Genomic DNA, 1557 nt, shown 5'->3' with positions numbered 1-1557 from the left:
ACGCGTTGCTCAAGAGGCTGGACAAAGCCATCGGTAAGTTCTACGACGGCGGGGACGCGGTTGACGAGATCAACGGCTGCTGAAGGGAGCCGACATCGCCGTCAAGGTGGCATGGCTGGCCGCTTACAGTCCCCCTTGTTCAACACCCACCAGTTTGCGCGCGATATCGAGGCTGCCTATCTGGCAATGCATGAACGGCACCTGCAGGGGCTGCCGCCCGAGGTGATTGAGGTGTGACGACTGGGGGCGCTGTCCCAGTCTGTCGAGAATGGATGAGACCGATCTGGGCCTCCCGGGCCATCCAGGGATGGCTGCTGTGGAGGATGCGGTCAGTGCACCACGACCGGGTTCTGTGCCAGGCCCGCATAGCGGTCCAGCGCGTCTTCCACTTCTTCCTGTGTGGGGGTGTCGCGCTGCCAGGCCAGGATCTGCTCCTGGAACATCTCGGCCCAGGAGCCGTCCAGATACACCTCTTTGCCGGAGCGCTTGTCCACGATTTCAAAGCCGTGGCGCGCGAGCTGGGGAACGGCGGGGGCGGTGTCGTTGAGCACCTGGGCGCTCTTTTTCTCCACGGCGTCGGGCAGCATGTGGACCACCACGAAGGATTCTGAGTCGTAGAGCATGTGCATCGTGTTCCCCTTGTCGATATAGATGTCAGATGACAGCGGGTGCGCAGAGTTCAAGTGGCACAGGCCAAGCCCGTGGCTTTTGTCCCCTTGCCGATGCAGTATTTCATGAAAACCCGGTGCTTCCGGTTTCGCGGGTCTATTTTGGTGGGATGGCGCTCCTGCGCAACACTTTTTAACAAGACCCCTCCAGACCATCAAGGCGGGCCGCTGCGGCTCAATTGCAGGTCGGCGAAGTCGCCGTTGGCTTGGGTCAGCTTGATGCGTACTGGCAGATAACCCAGTGCGGGGGCCACCCACAGTTCGGCCTTCTGGTCGTAGTCCTTGCGGGGCAGGCGCTGCAACTTGAGGGTGGGCGTGGCGCCGGTGGGCAGGTCCAGTGTTTCTGCACCCTCGATGGTGAAGGTCCAGCGGTCGGCGCTGCGCGCGCTCACCGTGGTGAGCGTGATCTGGGTGCCGGTCACAAACCGGGCGGGATCGGCGGCGAGCAGGGCACCGAGTTGGATGAACACACTCAGCCGGTCCTGCACCCCCGGGCCCACGGTGGCGTCCGGCGTGTTGGCGCTGAAGGTGACCCGGCCCTTGGTGTAGTCGAAGTGCGCTGCCTGCTCGCTGCGCGACCGGTCCGAGAACCGCTCCGGCAGCAGCCCCTGGGCCGTGATCGCACCCACACTGCGCTGCGCCCGGGTGCCAACCAAAAACGCGCTGATCTCCTGCCGCGCCTCGTAGCGGCTGCCATCGTGCTGCCACAGCAGCTCGGCGCGGGCGTTGTAGGCAAATTTCTTTGCCTGGCCACTCACATCAAACGCCAGCCGTGTAGGCGGGGGCAGGCGCACAGGTGGTGGTGCCGTGTTGGGCGTGTGGTCCGTGCCAGCCCCGGGCGGGGCGATGTCCACGCCTGTTGTGGCTTCAGAGGGGGGAGGCGCTGATG

3 protein-coding genes are annotated in these 1557 nt (G+C 64.4%); 1 reads left to right on the top strand and 2 read right to left on the bottom strand.

From position 1 onward, the window contains the following. Window positions 1-111: 111 nt before the first annotated feature. Window positions 112-237 (top strand): hypothetical protein, encoded by a 126-nt coding sequence (locus tag NFX52_RS30945; protein WP_255354171.1) that lies wholly within the window; start codon window positions 112-114, stop codon window positions 235-237. Window positions 238-329: 92 nt separating this feature from the next. On the opposite strand, the gene NFX52_RS30095 is transcribed toward NFX52_RS30945, so the two are convergent. Together NFX52_RS30095 and NFX52_RS30090 are read right to left on the bottom strand one after the other, a co-directional pair. Then, window positions 330-629 (bottom strand): BTH_I0359 family protein, encoded by a 300-nt coding sequence (locus tag NFX52_RS30095; protein ID WP_055392879.1) that lies wholly within the window; start codon window positions 627-629, stop codon window positions 330-332. Window positions 630-823: 194 nt separating this feature from the next. Continuing rightward, a partial coding sequence (locus NFX52_RS30090) for a DUF3108 domain-containing protein (protein WP_252636000.1) occupies window positions 824-1557 on the bottom strand: 734 nt, incomplete at its 5' end.

The sequence above is a fragment of the Acidovorax facilis genome (genome assembly GCF_023913775.1).
Taxonomy (GTDB): Bacteria; Pseudomonadota; Gammaproteobacteria; order Burkholderiales; family Burkholderiaceae_C; genus Acidovorax; species Acidovorax facilis.
Note: the sequence above shows the minus strand (reverse complement) of the source record. Positions and strands in the feature narration are given on the sequence as shown.